At 49.5% G+C, this 20,925-nt stretch carries 13 protein-coding genes; 8 read left to right on the top strand and 5 right to left on the bottom strand.

Annotated features, from left to right (window positions below; genetic code table 11):
• Positions 1–132 precede the first annotated feature (132 nt).
• Positions 133–4,092, bottom strand: coding sequence for a trifunctional transcriptional regulator/proline dehydrogenase/L-glutamate gamma-semialdehyde dehydrogenase (gene putA / locus P0H77_RS09090; RefSeq protein WP_276164562.1), 3,960 nt, complete (start codon positions 4,090–4,092; stop codon positions 133–135).
• A gap of 391 nt (positions 4,093–4,483) precedes the next feature.
• Between putA and putP the strand changes: the two genes are divergently transcribed.
• From putP to phoH, 5 genes are all read left to right on the top strand, one after another.
• Positions 4,484–5,989, top strand: coding sequence for a sodium/proline symporter PutP (putP, locus tag P0H77_RS09095; RefSeq protein ID WP_276164563.1), 1,506 nt, complete (start codon positions 4,484–4,486; stop codon positions 5,987–5,989).
• Positions 5,990–6,204: 215 nt separating this feature from the next.
• Complete coding sequence (efeU, locus tag P0H77_RS09100) at positions 6,205–7,038, top strand: iron uptake transporter permease EfeU (protein ID WP_276164564.1); 834 nt, start codon at positions 6,205–6,207, stop codon at positions 7,036–7,038.
• Positions 7,039–7,087: 49 nt separating this feature from the next.
• Positions 7,088–8,215 carry an iron uptake system protein EfeO gene (gene efeO / locus P0H77_RS09105; protein ID WP_276164565.1) on the top strand — a complete coding sequence of 376 codons (1,128 nt, stop codon included), beginning with the start codon at positions 7,088–7,090 and terminating at the stop codon, positions 8,213–8,215.
• Positions 8,216–8,220: 5 nt separating this feature from the next.
• The gene (gene efeB, locus P0H77_RS09110; protein ID WP_276164566.1) at positions 8,221–9,504 is read left to right on the top strand and encodes an iron uptake transporter deferrochelatase/peroxidase subunit; all 1,284 of its coding nucleotides are present in this window, start codon (positions 8,221–8,223) and stop codon (positions 9,502–9,504) included.
• A 500-nt stretch (positions 9,505–10,004) separates the two neighbouring features.
• Positions 10,005–10,793 (top strand): phosphate starvation-inducible protein PhoH, encoded by a 789-nt coding sequence (gene phoH, locus P0H77_RS09115; protein ID WP_176920739.1) that lies wholly within the window; start codon positions 10,005–10,007, stop codon positions 10,791–10,793.
• 225 nt (positions 10,794–11,018) lie between these two features.
• Here the strand turns inward: phoH and P0H77_RS09120 are convergent, their stop codons facing one another.
• Entirely contained in the window at positions 11,019–11,921 is a 903-nt protein-coding gene (locus P0H77_RS09120) for a LysR family transcriptional regulator (protein ID WP_276165085.1), read from the bottom strand.
• A 90-nt stretch (positions 11,922–12,011) separates the two neighbouring features.
• Here P0H77_RS09120 and P0H77_RS09125 point away from each other — a divergent pair, with 90 nt between their 5' ends.
• Complete coding sequence (locus P0H77_RS09125; RefSeq protein WP_276164567.1) at positions 12,012–13,028, top strand: NADP-dependent oxidoreductase; 1,017 nt, start codon at positions 12,012–12,014, stop codon at positions 13,026–13,028.
• Positions 13,029–13,235: 207 nt separating this feature from the next.
• Positions 13,236–14,183: a zinc-dependent alcohol dehydrogenase family protein gene (locus P0H77_RS09130; protein WP_276164568.1), complete on the top strand. Its 948-nt coding sequence runs from the start codon at positions 13,236–13,238 to the stop codon at positions 14,181–14,183.
• 164 nt (positions 14,184–14,347) lie between these two features.
• On the opposite strand, the gene P0H77_RS09135 is transcribed toward P0H77_RS09130, so the two are convergent.
• The 3 genes from P0H77_RS09135 to P0H77_RS09145 form a co-directional block, all read right to left on the bottom strand.
• Positions 14,348–15,130: a glycyl-radical enzyme activating protein gene (locus P0H77_RS09135; protein WP_276164569.1), complete on the bottom strand. Its 783-nt coding sequence runs from the start codon at positions 15,128–15,130 to the stop codon at positions 14,348–14,350.
• Positions 15,131–15,356: 226 nt separating this feature from the next.
• Positions 15,357–17,639 carry a pyruvate formate lyase family protein gene (locus tag P0H77_RS09140; protein ID WP_276164570.1) on the bottom strand — a complete coding sequence of 761 codons (2,283 nt, stop codon included), beginning with the start codon at positions 17,637–17,639 and terminating at the stop codon, positions 15,357–15,359.
• 350 nt (positions 17,640–17,989) lie between these two features.
• Positions 17,990–18,676 (bottom strand): GntR family transcriptional regulator, encoded by a 687-nt coding sequence (locus tag P0H77_RS09145; RefSeq protein WP_276164571.1) that lies wholly within the window; start codon positions 18,674–18,676, stop codon positions 17,990–17,992.
• 948 nt (positions 18,677–19,624) lie between these two features.
• Here P0H77_RS09145 and P0H77_RS09150 point away from each other — a divergent pair.
• A complete protein-coding gene (locus P0H77_RS09150; RefSeq protein ID WP_276164572.1) occupies positions 19,625–20,620 on the top strand; it encodes a tagatose 1,6-diphosphate aldolase in 996 nt (331 codons plus the stop codon).
• Positions 20,621–20,925: the final 305 nt, after the last annotated feature.

Here is a 20,925-nt window from a genome sequence, read left to right on the forward strand (position 1 = left end):
CCAGAGAATTGTTGGCAGTCCCGTTTTTCCAGGCCCGTGCAAGCGAAGCGCCGCCGGGCATCATTCCACGGTATACCGTTTTTCAACAGTTTGAGGCTCCTGTATCAGGAGCCTTGACAGAGTAACGAGTGTTTAACCGATTGTCATCAGGCTGGCGTTGCCGCCCGCGGCAGCGGTGTTAATACTCAGCGATCGCTCAAGGTAGAGACGCTCCAGCGGCAGGTCGGTCTCGCCGCGGGCAAAGCCGAGCACCGGAACGATCGCGCCTTCGCGTTCAGCGATATCGCCGCACAGCTCGCGGAGTTTATCGGAATCACCATGGAAAATAACCGCATCAAATGCCTCCGCGGTTAGCGCCCGGGCGTTAATAAATCCGATACGCGCCTGTACCCCGGCGGGTAGTTGCTGATGGAGGTTGCGATGCAGCGCTTCCTCCGGCCACAGAACGCGGCCGCCGGTTGCCAGAACGGCCGCCAGCTGGGTCAGCGCATCGTCTTCAGTATCTGCCAGACAAACCACCGTTTCGCGCGGCATCAGCGTCCAGCTGTTGCGCTCCCCGGTCGGACCGGGCAGCAGACGCTGCGTGCCGGTCTGCGCCTGCTCGCCAAAACGCTGGCACAACGCCTGTAGCGCAGGGCGGTCCGCGGCCCACGACATTAACGCCGTCAGCGGCTGCGTCAGCAAATTCCTCAGCTGGGCATCTGCCGGGCGTTCACCATCCTGACGGGCAAGGGTGATGGCTGGCGCGTTCTGCGGGCGGCTTGCCAGCAGACGATAGAGATAAAGCGGGCCACCAGCTTTCGGTCCGGTACCGGATAACCCTTCACCGCCGAACGGTTGTACCCCCACCACTGCGCCCACCATATTGCGGTTGACGTACAGATTGCCGACTTTCGCGCTGCCGGTCACCTGAGCAATGGTCTCATCAATACGCGTATGGACACCCAGCGTCAGGCCATAGCCTGCGGCGTTGATCTGCTCAAGCAGCTGCGGGAGTTCACGACGAGAGTAGCGCACCACATGCAGGACCGGGCCAAAGATCTCTTTTTTAATCTCATCCACGCTGTCGAGTTCGATCAGCGTCGGCGGAATAAAGGTGCCGCTTCGCCACTCGCGGCTGTCATCACCCACCTCGCGTGCGGCCTGGAATACGCTACGTCCTTTCGCACGCATTTCCTGAATATGACGTTCAATATTCGCCTTCGCGTCGGCATCAATAACCGGGCCGATATCGGTGCTGAGACGTCCCGGATTCCCCATCCGGCACTCGGCCATCGCGCCGCGCAGCATGGTTAACGTATGATCGGCGGCGTCTTCCTGGATACACAGCACGCGCAGCGCGGAGCAACGCTGACCGGCGCTGTCAAACGCCGAGGCCAGTACGTCGACAACCACCTGTTCCGTCAGCGCCGAGGAATCAACAATCATCGCATTAAGCCCACCCGTTTCCGCGATGAGCGGGGTCGGACGGCCCTGCGCGTCCAGGCGTGTGGCAACGCTACGCTGCAACAGGCTGGCAACGTCAGTGGATCCGGTAAACATCACCCCGCGTACGCGTTCATCAGCGGTGAGTCTTGCACCCACGGTCTCTCCACGTCCCGGCAGCAACTGAATGACGCCGGGGGGGACGCCCGCTTCCAGCAGGATTGCCACGCCCTGCGCGGCGATGAGCGGCGTTTGCTCGGCCGGTTTTGCCAGTACGCTGTTACCCGCCGCCAGTGCCGCAGCGATTTGCCCGGTGAAGATCGCCAGCGGGAAGTTCCACGGGCTGATACAGACTACCGGACCCAGCGGGCGATGCGTTTCGTTATCAAAATCATCGCGCACCTGAGCGGCATAGTAGTGCAGGAAATCTACGGCTTCGCGCACTTCCGCAATCGCATTACTGAAGGTTTTCCCGGCTTCGCGCACCAGAATGCCGATCAGCGTTTGCATCCGGTCTTCCATCAGCACGGCGGCCCGTTGCAGGATCGCCGCGCGCTCCTGCGGTGGGGTGGCGAACCAGATCGGCCCCTGATTAACCGCACTGACCAGCGCCCGATCGACTTCCGCCTCGCTGGCTTCACGGACAAAGCCGACAATATCTCCCGGTTCGGCAGGGTTGACCAGCGGGGTCATTTCACCTTCTTCTGCGGCCTCAGCCAGCACCGGCAGCGCCAGCCATTTTTGCGCCGCACTATTCAGTAACGCCGAGGAGAGCGACGCCAGGCGGTGCTCGTTCGATAAATCCAGCCCGGCGGAGTTAAGACGTCCCGCGCCGTACAGATCGCGCGGCAGCGGGATTTTCGGATGCGGCAGGCCGATTTCACCCTCTTTAACCGCCAGTTGCTCGACCGCGGTAACCGGGTTCGCCACCAGTTCGTCGAGCGGCAGGGTGCCGTCGGCGATGCGGTTAACGAAAGAGGTATTGGCACCGTTTTCAAGAAGGCGGCGCACCAGGTAGGCCAGCAGCGTTTCATGCGTGCCGACTGGCGCATAGATGCGGCACGGACGGTTCAGTTTGCCGTCGGCGATTTTCCCGACCACCTGATCGTACAGCGGTTCGCCCATCCCGTGCAGGCACTGAAATTCATATTGCCCCGGATAGTAGTTTTGCCCGGCAAGATGATAAATCGCCGCCAGCGTATGCGCGTTGTGTGTCGCGAACTGCGGGTAAATCAGATTGGGCACCGCCAGCAGTTTTTTGGCGCAGGCAAGGTAGGAGACATCGGTATAAACCTTGCGGGTATAAACGGGATACCCCTCCAGCCCCTCCATCTGCGCGCGTTTGATTTCGCTGTCCCAGTAGGCGCCTTTCACCAGGCGGATCATCAGCCGGCGGCGGCTGCGGGTTGCCAGGTCGATCAGGTAATCAATGACGAACGGGCAGCGCTTCATATACGCCTGAATCACAAATCCAATGCCGTGCCAGCCTTCCAGCTCTGGCTCGAAGCAGAGTTTTTCCAGCAGATCGAGGGAGATTTCCAGACGATCTGCCTCTTCGGCATCAATGTTGATACCGATATCATACTGGCGGGCCAGCAGCGTCAGCGACTTCAGCCGTGGATAAAGTTCTTCCAGCACGCGGTCATACTGCGCGCGGCTGTAGCGGGGATGCAGCGCGGAGAGCTTGATGGAGATCCCCGGACCTTCATAGATGCCGCGGCCGTTGGAGGCTTTGCCGATGGCGTGGATTGCCTGCTGGTAAGAGATCATATAAGCGTCAGCATCCGCCGCGGTAAGCGCCGCTTCGCCCAGCATATCGTAAGAGTAGCGGAAGCCTTTTTCTTCCAGCTTACGGGCGTTGGCCAGCGCAGCGGAAATAGTTTCCCCTGTTACAAACTGCTCGCCCATCAGACGCATCGCCATATCCACGCCCTTACGGATCAGCGGCTCGCCGCTTTTACCGATGATGCGGTTAAGCGAGTGCGAAAGATGAGATTCGTTATGGGTTGAGACCAGCCGTCCGGTAAATAACAGCCCCCAGGTGGCGGCGTTAACAAACAGCGACGGGCTGCGGCCAATGTGCGACTGCCAGTTGCCGTTGCTGATTTTATCGCGGATCAGCGCATCGCGCGTGGCTTTATCCGGAATACGCAGCAGCGCCTCGGCGAGACACATCAGCGCCACGCCTTCCTGCGAAGAGAGGGAAAACTCCTGTAACAATCCCTGAACCATGCCCGCACGGCCGCTGGCGTTTTTTTGCTGACGCAACGATTGCGCCAGCCGGTAGGCCAGCTTGTGAGACTGCTCATCAATCGCCTGCGGCAGACGCGCCTGTTCCAGCAGCATCGGGACCGCATCGGTCTCGGGTCGGCGATAGGCGGCGGTAATGGCGGCGCGGTTTACCGACTGCGGCAGGATCTGCTCGGCAAAGTCGAGAAAAGGCTGGTGGATCTCTTCAACCGGGGCGACGTTCTCCTCGTGTTCAGCGGTATTGCCCGGCAGGGCAGGGATCTCTGCAATGGGCGCATTGCTTTCCAGCTGCTCCAGATAATTAAAAATCGCCTGCTTGATAAGCCAGTGCGGCGTGCGATCAATACGATTTGCCGCCGCTTTAATCCGCTCGCGCGTGGCGTCGTCAAGTTTGACCCCCATGGTGGTCGTCCCCATGCATTACTCCTGATGTTCTGTGTGTTATGGCAAAAGACTATCGGGCATGTTGCAACTTTGTGCAACCATGTTAAATGTGACGGCGCTAACAAGGCTGAAATTCGCTTAAATGTTAATTAAAAGTTATCCGTTTTTGCCGGGCAGAGGGGATCATGAGCGCTGATACCTTGCGTTGGTTAACACTTTCTCAGGGTGCAACCCGTAAAAACGTGAGCGAGTGCAACCTAAACGAAAATCATATTTGTACTTAACGAAAAATGATGTGAATGCTGTGTTAAACCATTTGTGAATAGCAAAAGGTTACGGCAGGATACGGTCGCCTGATGATGACAGCATATTGCCACCCCGTTCCGGTGGCGCAATAACAGATAAAACACTCTGGAGATGGTTAATGGCTATGAGCACCCCAATGCTGGTGACATTCCTTATTTATATTTTTGGCATGATATTGATTGGCTTTTTTGCCTGGCGCTCGACAAAAAACTTTGGCGATTACATTCTCGGCGGGCGACGAATGGGCGCGCTGGTCACGGCGCTCTCCGCTGGCGCATCTGATATGAGCGGCTGGCTGTTAATGGGATTGCCAGGCGCAATTTTCATTTCCGGGATCTCTGAAAGCTGGATCGCTATCGGCCTGACGCTCGGCGCGTGGATCAACTGGAAGCTGGTAGCCGGACGCCTGCGGGTGCATACCGAGGTGAATAATAACGCGCTGACCTTACCGGATTATTTCACCGGGCGTTTTGAAGACGGCAGCCGTCTTCTGCGGATTATCTCGGCGCTGGTGATCCTGCTTTTCTTCACCATCTACTGCGCATCGGGCATCGTGGCCGGTGCCCGTTTGTTTGAAAGCACCTTTGGCATGAGCTACGAAACCGCCCTCTGGGCAGGCGCGGCGGCGACGATTATTTATACCTTCATCGGCGGCTTCCTGGCGGTCAGCTGGACCGATACCGTGCAGGCCAGCCTGATGATTTTCGCCCTGATCCTGACGCCAGTGATGGTCGTCATGTCCGTCGGCGGTTTTGACGAGTCACTGGCGGTTATCCGGCAAAAAAGCGTGGAAAACGTGGATATGCTGAAGGGACTGGACGTGGTCGCTATCATTTCTCTGATGGGCTGGGGTCTGGGCTATTTTGGCCAGCCGCATATTCTGGCGCGTTTTATGGCGGCGGATTCTCATCACACCATCGTTCACGCCCGCCGTATCAGCATGACCTGGATGATCCTCTGCCTGGCCGGGGCGGTGGCGGTTGGTTTCTACGGCATCGCCTACTTTACCAACAACCCGTCGCTGGCAGGCGCGGTGAATCAGAACGCCGAACGTGTGTTTATCGAACTGGCGCAGATCCTGTTTAATCCGTGGATTGCCGGGGTGCTGCTGTCGGCGATCCTGGCCGCGGTAATGTCCACATTAAGCTGTCAGCTGCTGGTGTGCTCCAGCGCGATTACCGAAGATCTCTATAAGGCGTTTCTGCGCAAAGGCGCCAGCCAGAAAGAGCTGGTGTGGGTCGGACGGATGATGGTGCTGGTGGTGGCGCTGGTTGCCGTCGCGCTGGCGGCTAACCCGGAAAACCGCGTGCTGGGCCTGGTGAGCTACGCCTGGGCAGGCTTCGGTGCCGCGTTCGGGCCCGTGATCCTGTTCTCCGTGCTGTGGTCGCGTATGACCCGCAACGGCGCGCTGGCCGGGATGATTATCGGTGCCGTGACGGTGATCGTCTGGAAACAGTTCGCCTGGTTCGGCCTGTATGAAATCATCCCCGGTTTCATTTTCGGCAGTATCGGCATTGTGGTATTTAGCCTGCTGGGCAAAGCGCCGTCGGCCGCGATGCAACAACGCTTCGCCGAAGCGGATGCGCACTATAACAGCGCACCGCCTGCACGCGTAGCGGAGTAATTTCCCTCAGAATGTACTGATGAGGCGGGGTCATACCCGCCTTTTTTATCGCTAATATTTATTTCGTAACCCGCGTTACTATTAACTCACACATCAATTTTTCCCGCCGCTTAACAAGATTTCGCTTGTTTTTCTTCCATCCGTAATGATAATCACTATCAATGTTATTTACGTTTCTTTTCAGCTATTGACCTTAATTGATATAGGGCACGCCGATGTTTGTTCCATTTCTCATCATGTTACGCGAAGGGCTGGAAGCGGCGCTGATTGTTAGCCTGATTGCCAGCTACCTGAAGCGAACCCAGCGGGGACGCTGGATTGGCGTTATGTGGGTTGGGGTGGTGCTGGCAGCGGGGCTGTGCCTCGGGCTTGGCATTTTCATCAACGAAACCACCGGCGAATTTCCGCAAAAAGAGCAGGAGCTGTTTGAAGGTCTGGTGGCCGTAGTGGCGGTGGTCATCCTTACCTGGATGGTGTTCTGGATGCGCAAAGTGTCGCGCAACGTTAAGCAGCAGCTGGAGCAGGCGGTCGACAGGGCGCTACATAATGGCAACCACCACGGCTGGGCGCTGATCCTGATGGTTTTCTTCGCCGTGGCGCGGGAAGGGCTGGAATCGGTGTTCTTCCTGCTGGCAGCCTTTCAGCAGGATCTGGGGATCTGGCCGCCGCTGGGCGCGGTGCTGGGGTTAACCACCGCCGTTGTGCTGGGTTTTCTGCTGTACTGGGGCGGCATTCGCCTCAACCTCGGCGCGTTCTTTAAGTGGACCAGTTTGTTTATTTTGCTGGTCGCGGCAGGCCTGGCGGCGGGCGCTATCCGCGCCTTCCACGAGGCCGGGCTGTGGAATCAGTTTCAGGACGTGGCGTTTGATTTAAGTAACGTACTGTCGACGCATTCGCTGTTTGGCACCCTGCTGGAAGGCATTTTTGGCTACCAGGAGGCACCGAGCGTCAGCGAAGTGGCGGTCTACTTTATCTATCTTGTTCCGGCGCTGGCGCTGTTTCTCTGGCCGCCGCGCGCTGCCGTGGCGTCCAGTACGCCTGCGCCCTGATTCGTACAATGATTATATTAGTTACAACATACTTATCAAAGGATGTGCTATGACCCTCGACGTTAGCCGTAGTGCCCTGCAACTCAGCCTCGCAGCCCTGTTTACTTCCGTCTTTGCCGTACAGGCTGCCGATGTGCCGCAGGTAAAAGTGACCGTCACCGATAAACAGTGCGAGCCGATGAACCTGACGGTGAAAGCGGGAAAAACGCAGTTTATTATTCAGAACCACAGTCAGAAAGCGCTGGAGTGGGAGATCCTCAAAGGAGTGATGGTGGTTGAGGAAAGGGAGAATATTGCGCCGGGCTTTACCCAGAAAATGACCGCCAACCTCCAGCCGGGCGAATATGACATGACCTGCGGTCTGTTGACCAACCCGAAAGGTAAGCTCACGGTGACCGGTGCGGCCACGGCAGATGCTGACAAAGGCAACGCGTTACTTTCCCTGAGCGGCGCTATCACTGAGTATAAAGCTTATGTGACGGCGGAGACGTCGGCGCTGGTGAAAGGCACTAAAGCCTTTACCGATGCGGTTAAAGCCGGTGATATTGAGAAAGCGAAAGCGCTATATGCGCCGACCCGCCAGCATTACGAGCGCATCGAGCCCATTGCCGAGCTGTTCTCCGATCTTGATGGCGCGATTGACGCCCGCGAAGACGACTATGAACAAAAAGCCGCCGATCCTAAATTCACCGGTTTTCACCGGCTGGAAAAGGCGCTGTTTGGCGATAACAGCACCAAAAATATGGATGGCTACGCCGACGGACTTTATGCCGATGTGGTTGATCTCCAGAAACGCATCGAAGAACTGGCTTTCCCGCCGTCAAAAGTGGTGGGCGGTGCGGCTGGGCTGATTGAAGAAGTGGCTTCAAGCAAAATCAGCGGTGAAGAAGATCGCTACAGCCACACCGACCTGTGGGATTTCCAGGCCAATATCGACGGTGCGCAGAAAATTGTCGATCTGCTGCGACCGCAGCTGCAGAAGGAGAATGCGGCCCTGCTGGCGAAGGTAGATGCCAACTTCAAAAAAGTGGATGGCATCCTTGCCAAATACCGTACCAAAGATGGGTTTGAAACCTATGACAAACTGACTGATGCCGATCGCAATGCGCTGAAAGGGCCGATCACCACGCTGGCGGAAGATTTGGCACAACTGCGCGGTATCCTGGGGCTGGACTAAGCGCGATGTCTGATTACGATCCCTCCGGCGTCGATGAACCGTCGCTCCGTCGTTTACTGAAGCATATCGGCGCGCTGGGTGGCGCGCTGGCCATTGGTGGGGGCTGTCCGGTTGCTCACGCGGCGAAACCGCAAAGCGCGCCGGGCACGCTATCCCCGGAAGCGCGAATGGAGACGCAGCCGTTTTATGGCCCTCATCAGGCAGGCATCCTCACCGCGCAACAGGCGGCGATGATGCTGGTGGCGTTTGATGTACTGGCGAGCGATAAAGCCGAACTGGAACGTCTGTTGCGCCTGCTTACCCGGCGGTTTGCTTTTCTGACCGCGGGAGGACCTGCGCCACAGACGCCTAACCCCCGGCTACCGCCGACCGACTCCGGCATCCTCGGTAAATTCATCGCGCCGGATAACCTGACGATGACGCTGTCGCTGGGCCAGTCGCTATTTGACGACCGCTTCGGTCTGGCGCCACAGGCACCGAAAAAGCTGCAAAAGATGACCCGCTTTCCCAATGATTCGCTGGATGCTGCGTTATGCCATGGCGATCTGCTGCTGCAAATCTGCGCCAATACTCAGGACACGGTGATCCATGCGCTGCGCGATATCATCAAACACACGCCGGATTTATTAAGCGTGCGCTGGAAACGGGAGGGCTTTATTTCCGATCACGCCGCGCGCAGCAAGGGTAAAGAGACGCCGATTAATCTGCTGGGGTTTAAAGACGGCACCGCTAACCCGGACAGTCAGGATAACGCGTTAATGGATGAGGTGGTCTGGGTGACGGCGGAGCAGGGCGAACCAGCGTGGACCACAGGCGGTAGCTACCAGGCGGTACGGATCATTCAGTTTCACGTTGAATTCTGGGACCGCACGCCGTTGAAAGAGCAGCAGACTATATTTGGCCGTGACAAAGCCACCGGCGCACCGCTGGGCATGCAGAAGGAGCATGATACGCCTGATTATGCGCAGGACCCGGACGGCGAAGTGATTGCGCTGGATAGCCATATCCGGCTGGCAAACCCGCGCACGCCACAAACCCAGTCCAGCCTGATGATGCGACGCGGCTACAGTTACTCGCTCGGCGTCACTCATTCTGGTCAGCTGGATATGGGCCTGCTTTTCGTCTGTTATCAGCACGATCTGGAAAAGGGTTTTCTGACAGTGCAGAAGCGGCTCAACGGGGAAGCGCTGGAAGAGTACATCAAGCCGGTCGGCGGCGGCTTTTTCTTCGTTCTGCCAGGCGTACAAAATGCGGAAAGTTATCTCGGCCAGGCGTTACTGGAAGCTTAAATTCTACGATCTGACGGGCGTTATGCTCGTCAGATCATAATTTTTTCCTCTTTCCCGGTCATTGTTATATTTCTGTAATATAAATATAAGAGGCTTGTGCAAACAAAAAGTTAACCGTTTTTGTTATTTTTAAGTAAAGATAATGTTGCAATTTTGGAAAGATTTGTTTTACTTCTTATAGGAACGGGAAACCACGACAGGATGTCGCTGCAACGGGAGATCGTGAATGGTAGCGTCCGGCACTGGACATTCAGCATCGATAATCTATCCCTGCATCAGTGGAGGCAGCGCCTTCGTCACCCCCTTCTTTACCACCTTATTTTCCCCATCAAGGGCAGCTAACGAGTTTACCGACGGAGCGTATGACGCAGTTGGCCGTATGTTCACGTCCGTTAAAACGCAAGTCATGGCTTACAAGGAAGCCAAACCTCAGATGTTTTTGTACATAATCGCGCCGATCGTAGCGTGTGGATGTTAATTAACAACTCAAGGTGCTATCCATGGGAAGACAAAAAGCAGTGATCAAAGCTCGTCGTGAAGCGAAACGTGTGCTGAGACGGGATTCGCGTAGTCATAAACAGCGTGAAGAAGAATCGGTCACCTCGCTTGTCCAGATGAGCGGCGTAGAATCAATCGGTATGGCGCGGGATTGCCGGGATAACTCACCGATTGAGGCGCGTAATGAAGCTCAGGCGCACTACCTGAATGCTATCGAGACCAAACAGCTTATTTTTGCTACCGGTGAGGCAGGTTGCGGTAAAACCTGGATCAGCGCGGCTAAAGCGGCTGAGGCTCTGATTCATAAGGATGTGGAGCGGATCATTGTCACACGTCCGGTCCTGCAAGCCGACGAAGATCTCGGCTTCTTACCCGGAGATATTTCCGAGAAGTTCGCACCTTATTTTCGTCCGGTCTACGACGTGCTGGTCAAACGACTGGGGGCTTCTTTTATGCAGTACTGCCTGCGCCCGGAGATCGGCAAGGTAGAAATCGCGCCGTTCGCCTATATGCGCGGACGTACATTTGAAAATGCGGTCGTTATTCTTGACGAGGCTCAGAACGTGACCGCTGCGCAAATGAAGATGTTTTTAACGCGCCTCGGGGAGAACGTGACGGTCATCGTTAACGGCGATATCACCCAGTGCGACCTGCCGTCGCATGTAAAATCAGGGTTGAGCGATGCGCTGGCACGTTTTGAAGAAGATGAAATGATTGGCGTGGTGCGTTTTACGACGGACGACTGCGTGCGCTCTGTGCTCTGTCAGCGCACGCTGCAAGCCTACTATTGATATTTATTCTGTGTGCAAAGCCCGGGAAACCGGGCTTTGTTGTTTATAACGTTAATATTGGTTATGTTCGCACATCAGTGTATTAACTGTGTCGCTGGAAGATAGATTATGTTTTTTTGGGATAATTTTATTGCAATGTTTTCTTATATAAAAAGCTGACATGAAAAGGTGGAAAACAGCATTGTCAAAAAAGAGGAAAACAAAACACTCATATTCAGAAGCTGATTAACACCCTTCAATCAGCTTATCCAGAAAAGCGCGTACTGTAGGGTTAGTCCGACGACTTTCGGGCCAGATGACAGTGATGTTATGACGTTCTACGGCGAAATCCAGCAGTACCGGGATCAGGGCCTTGCGCGCGATCAACGGGGCTGCCATAAAACTTGCTGCCATTCCAATGCCCGCACCCGCCGCCACCATCGCTATCACGGCTTCACTGGTATCAACGACGATAGAGGATGGCGGGAGTATGTCGATTTCTTTTTCGCCGACGCTGAATGGCCAGCGAAACAGCTGACCTGTACTTTGGTAGCGTAAGTTAACCGTGTCGTGATTTATCAGATCATCCGGCTGATGGGGAATGCCTTTTCGGGCCAGATAGTCTGGCGACGCATAACAACAGAGCTGCCAGGGTGCCAGACGGCGCGACAGAAGTGCTGAGTCCGGGAGATCGCCGATTCTGACGGCAAGGTCGAGACCGTCCTCTGCCAGGCTGACTATATGGTCGCTCAGCCGCAGGTCGATTGTGACGTCAGGGTAGTGTTGGCGAAACTGGGTTATTACTGGCGTTAATAGATAAAGTCCGATTGGTAGCGACGCTGCAATCTTTAACGCACCAGCCGGTTCAGCACGAGCAGATTTTGCTATCTGGCCGATTTCCTCAGCGTCACGCAGCAATTTAAGGGCACGCTCATGCAGATCGCGGCCTTCAGTCGTAAAGGTCAGGGATCGCGTTGTACGCGTAAAGAGCGAAACGCCAAGCTGCCGTTCAAGCCGCTGGATACTTTTGCTGATGGCCGAAGGGGAGACCGAGAGTGAACGCGCCGCAGCGGTATAGCTGCCCAGCGAGCCAGCGCGAGCAAAAGCGATCAATCCGGTCAGTCTTTCAAAGCCGATTTGTTCCTTCATGGCATTAGTAAAGCGAAAGTGAGCGCTATTATCAACCCGATCTCTTCGTCTTATCATTACTACACGTAATGAATGTTAAACGAGATGGCGATGACTGAGATGATGAAAGCGATACAGCTGGTTGAGTTTGGTGGCCCGGAAGTTCTGCGTTATGCCGATGCGCCCCGGCCAAAAATAAACGCCGGTGAGGTTCTTGTTCATGTTAAAGCCGCAGGTGTCAATCCACCGGACCTGTACCTGCGGGACGGCTACCGGGCTCTACCGCCACAGTGGCGGCCCGATGCCAATTTTCTACTGATTCCGGGCACGGATATGTCAGGGGTTGTTGTGGCGACAGGTGATAATGTAGATAACGTCAGGCCAGGGGATGAAGTCTATGCTATGGTGCGCTTCCCGGGGGATCTGATGAAGGGCAGCGGCACGTACGCCGAATATGTCAGCGTTCCGGCTTCAGAGTTGGCGTTGAAACCGCAGAATATCGACCATGTTCAGGCAGCAGGTGCGCCGATGTCACTACTGACGGTCTGGCAGTTTCTGATTGCAACCGGTCATCAGGAGCCAAATCCTTTTCAGTCGTTCCAGCACGTGCCAGTACCGCTTAGTGGCAGAACGGTACTGGTCAACGGTGCGGCAGGCGGTGTGGGGCACCTGGCGGTTCAGGTTGCCAAATGGCAAGGTGCGCAGGTTATTGCCGTGGCTTCCGGCAAGCATGAAACATTTTTGAAAGCGTCAGGCGCAGATGAATTTATTGACTATACCCGCGTAGCTGCCGAGTCGATCGTGCAGGACATCGATCTGGTTATTGATGCGGTCGGTGGTCCCGGGATGGATCGCTTTCTACGCACCATCAGGCCAGGCGGAGCGCTTTTTCTGGTCAATCCGTTGGGTTTCGTGGGGGAAGATGAAGCACGCAAGCGTGGCATCACAGTATCCTCAACGCAGGTACGTTCAAACGGTAAGCAGTTGAAAGAGATAGGTCATTTGCTCGACGACGGTACTTTTCGCATAGCAATAGACAGCACATGGCCTTTAGCTGAGGCAGCGGCTGCGCATGCACGAGCGGCGCAAGGAAGTATTCAGGGTAAAATTGTGTTGGTAAATGGCTGATGGTTTGCCTTCAGGGATATGACAGAGTATTCGGATCGACAAGGCTTACTTTCATACTGGCTATTCATCCGGGCTGGGTGGGAAGAACGCTGCAATGCGGTCTTCCTGACCCGGATGATATAAATGACTCCTTAAATCGCCTGCACACAGGTAAAATAACTATTCCAAACTTTACAGCATGCTTAATTAAAAACGGTTATCTTAGTTATGCATAATTCGGCAATTATTTTCAGAAAATTTGGCGAGCCTGAAAACGTACTGAATCTTGAGCGTAGTCCGTTAACGTCGCGCGCTGAAAATCATATTCGTGTCAACATGCTATTTTCGCCAGTAAATGCTTCCGATCTGATTCCTGTTACTGGCGCTTATCGTCATCGTATCCTCTTACCTGCGGTCGCAGGATATGAAGGGGTTGGAGTAGTAATTGAGGCTCCTGGGGAGGCTAAGCACCTGCTTAACAAAAGAGTATTACCACTGAGAGGAGAGGGGACATGGCAACGCTATGTTGATTGTCCTGCGGAAATGGCAATCCCGGTTCCGGATGATATCAACAGCGAACTGGCATCCAGATCCTATATTAATCCCCTTGCAGCGCAGCTTATCCTCAGAAATTTCTCTCCGATGGGAAAAACACTGCTCATCACTGCGGCAGGTTCAGATTGTGCAATGTTATTAGGGCAGTGGGCGCTGATGTGCGGTGTGGAAAAAGTATATGGTATATACCGTTCAGGCATCCACGCGCAGACAATAGCCCATTGTGGGATAATTCCGATCCAGCAAGATAATATTGCATCTGTCATCAGATGCGCATCTGAGAGTAATATTGTTTATGATGCTGTCGGAGGGCCGCTGGCTGAACTGATACTCAATTCGATGCAAAAACAGGGACAGTTTATTTCCTATGGCCTTATGTCAGGTCAACCCTATAAAATTCATAACGCGTTTCCAGCGGTGAAATGGTTCCATATTCGTAATTATCTCTCTGGAATGAATGTCGATGACTGGAAGCGTGAATTTGAGATGCTATGGCCGTTATTAAAGCATAGCTATCTTGCGCCAGCGCAGTTTTATCAACTGAAGGACTGGAAGCAAGCCATTGTTGGCTACAGAACGATGGGAAGGCGTTTTAAACCTGTTATATCGATGCAAGATTAATGGTGGGGCTTACGATGTCTGATCAATTATGTTAACGGTTTATACCACATCAAGTTTATTAAAATATTCTGTTTACGGTAGTTAAAATTAAAATACTACTGTTGTGGTTGATGCCAGCCGATCTTACAGACTGGCAACAGTGCTTTTAACAACATGAGCAGGCTTCACGACAACAGGCACGTTATCCCATTGTCAGACAGAACGCGTTGATAAGGTAATAAATCCTCTGAGTGAAGCGCTTTAACATTTGCATAAGGATAAATACGCTTTAATGCACTATATTTATTTTTACCAAGTTGATGAAACGGTAATAATTCAACTTCCTTGATTCCCATCTCATTAAAAAGTATTGAAAATTTCTTGGCATCGTCCATGCTATCATTAAAATTAGGGATCACCGGGATTCTGACTAACATAGTTTTCTCTGTAGTTAGTGCAGATTCAATATTTCTCTTGATTTTTCTGAAATCCACTCCTGTTAATGACTTATGAAGAGTGTTATCATAATGTTTTACATCAATAAGTAACAAATCGATATGTGATATAAATTCTTTGAATATATTATTCGGCGCGTAACCAGAAGTTTCAGAAGCAGTATGAATATTATTCATTTTGCATTCATCCAGTAATTGAATTGCTGAACGGTACTGACCTAAAACCTCTCCTCCAGAGAGCGTAACGCCACCATTGGATTCGTCATAATATTTCTTATCTTTTAAGATCTCCGTCATAATCTCATGTATTGAAAAGTAGTTACCAGCCATATTTTGTTGAACGCTGGAACCTTTCCACATAGGCTCAGGTTTGAATTTCTGTGACTCAGGATTTGCGCACCAGGCACATCGTAATGGGCACCCTTTAAAAAAAACAGTAGTTCTAATCCCTGGACCGTCGTGGAGGCTAAATCTTTGTATATCAAAGATACAACTTTTTCTGTCTCGTTGCATTATTCAATTCCTGCTTCTTGAATCAATGATAAATCATTTCTTAACTATTGTAATAATGAATGGCTTATAATAACCACCCTACGAGTATTTAGATGTCGCCTTGCTATAAAACTATACAAGGAAAATAGATAAAATACTTTTCGCATTACCAGGTAGGGTGGAATAAAATAAACTGGTTCGATAACCCCTACCTGTTGTTACAAATGATGAAATCACATATTAATGATTATGCTCCATACGTTACGCGGCTAATTAATTCATCCTGTACATCTTTATCTAAATGAACGAATACTGCGCTAAATCCACAAACCCTGACAATCAGATTAGGGTATTTTTCTGGATGTTTTTGCGCATCGACTAAAACGCCCTTATCAACAACGGTCACCATTAAGTGACAACCACCATTATTAAAGTATGTATTAAATAATGCCTTGATTTTATCTCTACTTTTGTTGAATAAATTTGGCGTGAATTTGATGTTCTGAACCGATCCGCCATGATATTTTGCATCGAACCTTGCTAATGAATTTAGGAGCGCTGTGGGTCCCGATTTATCAGCACCACCCTGAGGATTATTCGCCGGGTTCATGAAAACTCCTGCATGTCTACCATCAAGTGATGCCGTCGTTGTTCTTCCCCATTCAGTATTAACCTGATTATTACTGATGACGATGAGAAAATAATCCATTCCTTTTTTAATTCCACGATCTCTGTTACCTTTGGCAACGAATTCATAAAGATCATTGGCCAGGTCGTCTACGTCTTCGATGTTGTTACCATACTTATCACAATTCAACAGATCGTTCCTGATGTCCTCGAAACCTTCGAAATTATGAATTGCTGCGTTATTTAACTGTTCAAGCGTGTATTTTTTTTGCTCGAATACTAATGTTCTGATAGCGTATAGAGCATCGCTGGCGTTTATATTTCCGTAAGTTTCGTTTGTTCCGCCAAGATAACGAATGCCACCATCCAAAATCGCCTTTCCTCGCGCAATGCAATCGTTCATTAATATACTGGCGAACAGGAAGGAAACTTCTTTATTCATAACTTCATAACTGTGATATTGTGCATCAACCGACAGGTCCAGATAGTAGTTCAATAATTCTTTATACTGATGATAAAAATCTTCGAATGAAGTAAATTCTGATACATTTTTGACATTTACTGGGCCGCTTTTATTAATGTTATCGTATGGGTCAACGCCGCCATTGAGCGTCATATTTAAAATTTTTAAAAGATTTATTAATATGTTAGGTGTGCCGACGCTTTGTCCCTGAATAACAAACTCGCCGCAACCAAATGGAACATATTGCTCTGCTGTTTCTTTGCTGACGCGCATACTGTACATAACTGCGGGCACATTAACTTCATCATTATAAAGCGTTGGATACGTTGCACCTTCACCAAGGCAGTCGTAAGCTAAGTCAATAATTTCTTGAGAGGTGTGTTTAGTAATGCGCAGTGTAAATTGTGGCTCAACGTATTTACATTTTTTAGTCACTTGCAACGCTATACGTGCAAAAATATCCGCCGCTTCGGGATTTTTACGCCCATAACCCCCCACTATAATTCTGCCGTTAACAGTAGTGCGTCGGTTCTCAATTAATGTCCATAGTGAAGTTAAGTAGTCAAAAGCGTCCTGTTCAGAAATAAGGCCTGCATCAAGATCATTTTTTAAATAAGGCCCCAGTACATCATCTAAGCGCCCGTAGTTGATGCAACCAGCAAGCAGAGCATAAATCCAGAACAGTTGTATTGCCTGGTGGAAGGATTCAGGCTTTCCACTTCTGATTGTTAATAGACTCTTTTGTATGAGTTGTAATTGTTCTTTGCGATTTTCAGTGGCGCTATATTTCTGATCTGAAATTATCTCTAACTGATAGTCAATAACTTTTTGAAACAGATTTAAGCAATCAATCGACGCATGCAAGAATTTATTATGCAGATCGTTAATAATGTTTTTATTAATGATGTTCTTAAGGCCATCGATACCATTATTGAGTAAAAGATCATAATCGAGCATCATTCCACTTAATCGTGCGGTAGCCATTAACGGATAGTCACAATCAATAAATCTGCCTATCGTATCGCTGGTTAACGTATCTTTACAGAACAACGCCTTTACATCATGATCTTCCCAATATTCATATAAACGATCAACTCTATCCTTGTCTTCCTGATGATTCAGTTGTTCTTTGAATGCTGACAGTTTATTAAAAACGCAGTAATGCCCAACGCCTCCAACGGAAGTTACACATCCGAAACCAATAGGCAGAAAATCTAATCGACCTGCAATTAAATCTGTTGGCTCTATTTTCCTGAATAAAGTAGGGTATATAATATTAAGGCAATTAATCTCACGCTGCTCAATTGAGTATTCAGAAGACTCCTTATGGACTCGCGTATATTCTTCCATTATGAATAATTGCTCCTGGAGCGATTTCTCACAAGGAAGCTTAACACTGACCTCCACATTTTGAGCACCAGCTATATTTCGTTTTTTCATCAAAATTTCACCTTTCTGAATGTAGACGATAATAAACCAGCCATATAAATCATGAAAACATCATTAAAAAGCGCATTTAGCAAAAATGTTGACATTGTTTAACATGGGGCGTTTGAATTTGTAATTACAAGTTTAGGGCCACAGTAGCCCTGTTTTGGGCTAATTTTATTGATTATGATCAATAAATAGTTTTTTTAGGGATGGATTCGAATGATTTGTAGTTACAAGTGTGGGCGGTGAGGTGGCATCTGTCTGATGTCAATCGAGCGGTATACTCCCTGTACCATACTATCTTAGCCACTTCAGGGAGCAAAATGGCTTTAAAACTCATACGAGTCTGGCTATTTAAATTATCGCATTGATACCGTTGTTACATTATTTGTTGCTAACGTATCAATTGTAAGTTGTACGAGTATACCACTTTGTAAATAGACCTTATGTGTGATGCTGAGTACAACATCTCCTTGCTTTAAGTTAAGGAGCCAGGCTTCATCCGTATTAAGTGCTTTGCCCGCCCAAGTTTTAACATCGTGACTGATGAGCATTTTGCGGTTTTTTTCGATGTAATGCAGGACGGAATGATGGCAGTCTTCTTGTGAAAAATCAGGAAACAGCTCCAGAGGCATCCAGGTTTCTTCTATAGTGGTTGGATTTTTGTCAATAATCCGCATTCGTCGATAATGAATTAACTTTGCTTCATTCGTCAGTCCAAACAGCGTAGCCATTTCGTTAGATGCCCGTTGAATATCATAACTTAAAACAACATTATCCAGAGTTTGATCGTGACGAATGCGTTCAGAAATAGTGATAACGTTGTTGTCCTGGTAAAACTCAGGAGGGTTAATAAATACCCCGGAACCCTGGCGGGTATGGACAAACGATTCGCGTTTCAAACGCGCGATAGCTTTCTGAATGGTGGGGCGGCTAACGGCGTAGCGTTCTGCAAGCGCATGCTCTCCTTCAAGAGGAGAACCAGCAGAGTAAACGCCTTGTAAAATTTTATCTTTCAGTATTTGGTAGATATCAAGATATTTCATAATTTTCTTTATTGTATGCCGTGTGCCGTATGAGGTATTGAAAGGTCAAAACAGGCGATAGTTGATTCAATTTTCACCAGCTCAGGATCTGTATGTACAACAGTTTGATTCCTGTTGAATCACTTTAAGAGTGACCATCGCGACGCCCGTTATCATCGTGTTCCCTGTGGGTTGCCTTAGCATAGTCATAGCCATTGTAAGGTAAGTTTTTGATGTAGAGAAGACTATCCCATTCTCTGCGCCAGCAGAACACATTATTGATCCAGGCATTATGTCAGACAGGTTAGCCCAGAGGTATGCTCGCGTCACCTGGACTCACAATTCTGACAGAGAACACATTGTCGTATTGCCTCATTGTCAATTAAACCATTTTGCAAGAGTAATAATACTGTGATACTGCATACTTTTCATGTAATTACAAATTATTGCTTTAACCATGTTTATGAATTTCGTGTATTTTGATTTAAGTCAATTTTACTAAAAATCAATTTCGTATGAATAATAAGTGGTGATGATTGTCACAAAAACAGTCTGATATTGGCAATAATTTATATGCTAACTTTCTTTTGTGAACAAGATCACAGACATGAACATGTAATTACAAGTTAATAGTAGGCATGAAAAGGGTATGGGCTTAAAGTGAGGAGTACAAATTTTATCAATCTATCATTATTGAATTGTATCTAAAGACATTACACCTGAGGCTGGGGAATAATAGATCTAATAAGTAGTATGAGCCATTTATGTATGAATAATGTTGGAGTTGTTAAAATTAATTGTGAATATAACAATTTGATTTGTACTTCCTGAAAAGCCAGCTCAGTCTATGGGGAGAGTTATAGCCCGGATAGACCACTTTTGATATGCCTGGTTAACTATAGATGAAGGTAACGAAAAAGTTAATATTAATCTCAATTAACGTAGTCATTAGAATAAAGGAGATCGAGTATGATGGTTTATGTAAATAAAAATCGCGTAATGAGCCCTGGCAAATACCATGCGCTCAGAAGCGTAACCAGTGAACACGGTTTTTTCGAAGTTGCCGCAATGGATCACATGATTGAATTTGAAGCTGTATACGGAACTCAACCAGCTTCATTTGCACAAATAATTGATGCTAAAGCGAGATTAGCGTCAGCGTTGGGGCCACATGTTTCTGCACTTCTTCTGGACGCCCAATACGGTTTTCAGGCTCTCGCAATGGGATCCATTCCACGTAATACCGGGATCATAGCGGCGCTTGAACGCGAAGGATATGAGCCGCTGGAAGCTCCACGAAGTACTGTGATGCGTGATGGATGGAGTCCTGCAAAGGCCAGACTTGCAGGGGCGGGTACCGGTAAAGTTTGTTGGTTTTATCGTCCTGATTTGGATGCATCAATAGGAGCATCTCAACGTCAGTTAATAAGAGAAATTCAGGCAGAATGTAATGATGCGGATTTACCGTTAGTCGTTGAACCCATTTGGTTTCCTGTTCCAGGAGAGGCAACCAGCAGTAAAGAATGGCGCAAAAAACGTATTGAAGGAATTATTTCATCTGCATGTGAAGCCGAGAAAATGGGTGTTGACTTACTCAAACTTGAGTTCCCTGGCTATGTAACGACTGACGAGGAGATTGAAGAGTCTATTAAAGCCCTAAAAGAGCTCAGTAATACCCTTACTATTCCATGGGTACTGTTGTCTGCTGGTGTGAACTATGAACAATTTGCATTACAAGTTGAACTGGCAAGTAAAGCGGGGGCATCAGGTTTTATGGCAGGCCGTTCTATATGGGCTGAAGCAATGACCCTGGATCCTCAGAAACAGGAAGACGGTATTAAAATAGCTATTAATCGTCTTAATAAACTAACTGCCATTACGAGAGCCTACGGTAGGCCTTTTCTTCCTCAGCTTAGCCTTGATGAAACGATACAGGCATTACCAATCGACTGGTATAAACGGTAATAGATTAATTTTGTGATTGAATTATTGTAATGCGGTCATTTTTTTAAGAGTTTTATAATCATTTATGGAGAGCTAACAGGGATGTTTTAAAAATATTTATATTTAAGATGGTGATTCGCGCATGCTGCGTAAATACTAAAAAGTAATCACTCTATATGTGTGGAAAATATTCTGATAAATAGTCTAGTTTTGCAATCTAAGTTAATTGATTTTTATCTTTCGATAATTATTCTTACAAGTGTAAGTACAATAAAATATCCTGTATGCGTCCAATCTCAAAGATAATTTTGGTATATATTAACATT

This window comes from Superficieibacter sp. HKU1 (assembly GCF_029319185.1).
Classification (GTDB): Bacteria; Pseudomonadota; Gammaproteobacteria; order Enterobacterales; family Enterobacteriaceae; genus Superficieibacter.

What these genes read in the sequence shown, in the direction of transcription:
- putA (WP_276164562.1), bottom strand. Translation starts at nt 4,092, where the DNA reads ATGGGGACGACCACCATGGGGGTCAAACTTGACGACGCCACGCGCGAG.
- putP (WP_276164563.1), top strand. Translation starts at nt 4,484, where the DNA reads ATGGCTATGAGCACCCCAATGCTGGTGACATTCCTTATTTATATTTTT.
- efeU (WP_276164564.1), top strand. Translation starts at nt 6,205, where the DNA reads ATGTTTGTTCCATTTCTCATCATGTTACGCGAAGGGCTGGAAGCGGCG.
- efeO (WP_276164565.1), top strand. Translation starts at nt 7,088, where the DNA reads ATGACCCTCGACGTTAGCCGTAGTGCCCTGCAACTCAGCCTCGCAGCC.
- efeB (WP_276164566.1), top strand. Translation starts at nt 8,221, where the DNA reads ATGTCTGATTACGATCCCTCCGGCGTCGATGAACCGTCGCTCCGTCGT.
- phoH (WP_176920739.1), top strand. Translation starts at nt 10,005, where the DNA reads ATGGGAAGACAAAAAGCAGTGATCAAAGCTCGTCGTGAAGCGAAACGT.
- P0H77_RS09120 (WP_276165085.1), bottom strand. Translation starts at nt 11,921, where the DNA reads ATGAAGGAACAAATCGGCTTTGAAAGACTGACCGGATTGATCGCTTTT.
- P0H77_RS09125 (WP_276164567.1), top strand. Translation starts at nt 12,012, where the DNA reads ATGACTGAGATGATGAAAGCGATACAGCTGGTTGAGTTTGGTGGCCCG.
- P0H77_RS09130 (WP_276164568.1), top strand. Translation starts at nt 13,236, where the DNA reads ATGCATAATTCGGCAATTATTTTCAGAAAATTTGGCGAGCCTGAAAAC.
- P0H77_RS09135 (WP_276164569.1), bottom strand. Translation starts at nt 15,130, where the DNA reads ATGCAACGAGACAGAAAAAGTTGTATCTTTGATATACAAAGATTTAGC.
- P0H77_RS09140 (WP_276164570.1), bottom strand. Translation starts at nt 17,639, where the DNA reads ATGAAAAAACGAAATATAGCTGGTGCTCAAAATGTGGAGGTCAGTGTT.
- P0H77_RS09145 (WP_276164571.1), bottom strand. Translation starts at nt 18,676, where the DNA reads ATGAAATATCTTGATATCTACCAAATACTGAAAGATAAAATTTTACAA.
- P0H77_RS09150 (WP_276164572.1), top strand. Translation starts at nt 19,625, where the DNA reads ATGATGGTTTATGTAAATAAAAATCGCGTAATGAGCCCTGGCAAATAC.